Below are 2745 nucleotides of genomic sequence, written 5' to 3'. Positions count from 1 at the left end.
GATAGGTCGTGCCGTATTTATTGTTATCACTTTTTTGATAAATACGGCACTTACCCACTGAGCGTATTATGATGACCAAGGAGATGATGATATGTATCCTTACATTCTCGAGGCTGAAGGCATCAGTAAGCAATTCCCTGGTGTCAAGGCATTGAATAAAGTGGGCATTAAAATAAAAGCAGGAAGTGTCCATGCATTAATGGGCGAGAATGGTGCAGGAAAATCGACCCTGATGAAATGTTTGATAGGAATATATCATCCTGATGAAGGTTTAATAAAAGTAAAGGGCGAAACGGTTAACTTCAGTGATACATTAGATGCACTCTATGCTGGTATCGCAATGATTCATCAAGAGCTAAATTTAGTCCCGCATATGACGGTGGCAGAAAATATTTGGTTGGGGCGAGAGCCCGTTCATTATGGTTTTGTTAACCACGATTTGCTCAACAGTAAAACCGAGGATTTATTAAAGCATTTAAATATAAAATTGAAACCAGATATGCTGGTTGGTGAATTGAATATTGCCAGCCAACAAATGGTAGAGATTGCTAAGGCTGTTTCTTATGATGCAGATGTTTTAATAATGGATGAACCGACATCAGCGCTGACCGAAGGTGAGGTTTTTCATCTGTTTGCGATTATTACTGAGTTAAAAGAGCAAGGAAAAGGCATTATCTATATCAGCCATAAAATGGATGAAATATTCGAAATTACTGATGAGGTCAGTGTTTTCCGCGATGGTATGTTTGTTGCCACAGATAAAACGGTAAACCTGACAAAACAGTCATTAATCACCATGATGGTTGGTCGCGAACTTACTCATATGTTCCCAAAATTTAATAATAATATTGGTGAAGAAGTTTTACGAGTTAATGAGTTACGGCGAGATGGGCTATTTCGCAATATCTCATTTTCCGTAAAACGAGGCGAGATATTGGGTGTTGCTGGTTTGGTTGGCGCAGGTCGTAGTGAGGTTATGGAAAGCTTATTTGGTATGCACCCTGCGGACAGTGGTGAAATTTTTATCGAGGGTCTGCCAGTCAATATCGACTCCCCGTCAAAGGCTATTGAACAAGGATTGGCTTTTCTTACCGAAGACCGAAAGAAGTCAGGGTTATTCTTAGTCTTGTCTGTGGTTGAGAATATGAGCATCGTAAATCTTTCTGAGTACATTAATACAAAAGGTTTTGTCAGTCATGGACAAATGGCTAAAGACTGCATGGAGCAGATTAAAAAATTAAACATCAAAACACCTACGATGGATCAAATAATTAATAATTTAAGTGGCGGTAATCAACAAAAGGTGCTCATAGCACGCTGGTTATTAGCTCAACCCAAAATACTTATTCTGGATGAACCCACTCGCGGTATTGACGTTGGGGCAAAATCAGAAATTTATCGTTTAATTAGTGAACTGGCGAACCGCGGTGTAGCCATTATTTTAGTTTCCTCTGAGCTACCTGAAATTCTTGGTATGAGTGATAGAGTTATGGTCATGCACAGCGGACACATCACTGGAATATTAGATAAACAAGATGCTAGTCAAGAAAAGATAATGGCACTGGCCTCAGAATAATTACTGGAAGGTAACGATAATGAGTAATGTTAAATTTGCTAAATCATTAACGGTTGAGTCAACAAAAACACATTCATTCATGTCTGGATTTAAAGGGAAATTACCTAAAGATACCGGTATTTTTATTGTCATGATCGGTATTGCATTGATTTTTGAGTTCCTTGGCTGGTTTATTCGTGACCAATCATTTTTATTGAATCCTAATCGGCTATTATTGATCGTTCTGCAAGTGGCTATTATAGGTATCATTGCCGTCGGGGTGACACAAGTTATTATCACTACCGGCATTGATCTCTCATCCGGCTCTTTAATTGCATTAACGGCTGTTGTCGCGGCGAGTCTGGCACAGACATCAGAAAGTATTTCACCTATGTATCCGCACTTATTGGATTTACCCGCGGCTATCCCTATTATTGCAGGAATAGGGGTCGGGATACTGTGTGGATTTATTAATGGTTTCTTGATAACCCGTACAGGTATTCCTCCCTTTATCGCTACATTAGGAATGATGGTTTCTGCCAGAGGGCTTGCCCAATATTACACTAAAGGCAATCCGGTAAGTTTTCTCTCCGATGATTTTACCGCGATTGGGCAAGGTGCTATGCCCGTTATCATTTTTTTGGTTATTGCGGTGATATTCCATATTGCACTGAAACACACCCGTTATGGTAAATACGTCTATGCCATCGGCGGGAATATGATTTCAGCAAAAGTATCAGGCATTAACGTTAATAAATATCTGGTAACGGTTTATACCATTGCCGGGGGATTAGCTGGCTTGGCGGGCGTGGTTTTGGCCGCCCGGGNGAGTAGCGGGCAATCAAGCATGGGCCAATCTTATGAATTGGATGCGATTGCGGCTGCCGTTATTGGTGGTAGCAGCTTGATGGGTGGGGTCGGTCGCATCACCGGTACAGTAATTGGCGCCGTAATTTTAGGATTGATTAAGAGTGGTTTTACTTTTATTGGTGTGGACTCCTACATTCAGGACATAATCAAAGGCATCATTATTGTCAGTGCCGTCGCCATAGATATGCATCGTAACCGCAAGAAGCGCTAACCTCAGTCGGCGCGATTAAACCAGTAGCACTAACAGCTTATCATTCTGCTGTTGAGTGCTACTGGGGTTTGAGGCCAAATCACGCAGAAAACACACTAACATCGTAGAA

The 2745-nt window shown here is 41.0% G+C and carries 2 protein-coding genes; both read left to right on the top strand.

The window, feature by feature from the left end:
• Positions 1–91 precede the first annotated feature (91 nt).
• A complete protein-coding gene (locus V2A85_RS22990) occupies positions 92–1576 on the top strand; it encodes a sugar ABC transporter ATP-binding protein (RefSeq protein ID WP_420072473.1) in 1485 nt (494 codons plus the stop codon).
• 19 nt (positions 1577–1595) lie between these two features.
• On the top strand, positions 1596–2636 hold the full coding sequence (locus V2A85_RS22985) for an ABC transporter permease (protein ID WP_420072472.1): 1041 nt from the start codon (positions 1596–1598) through the stop codon (positions 2634–2636).
• The last annotated feature ends 109 nt before the right edge of the window (positions 2637–2745 follow it).

Source organism: Yersinia sp. 1252 StPb PI (genome assembly GCF_048593885.1).
Lineage (GTDB): Bacteria > Pseudomonadota > Gammaproteobacteria > Enterobacterales > Enterobacteriaceae > Yersinia > Yersinia enterocolitica_E.
Note: the sequence above shows the minus strand (reverse complement) of the source record. Positions and strands in the feature narration are given on the sequence as shown.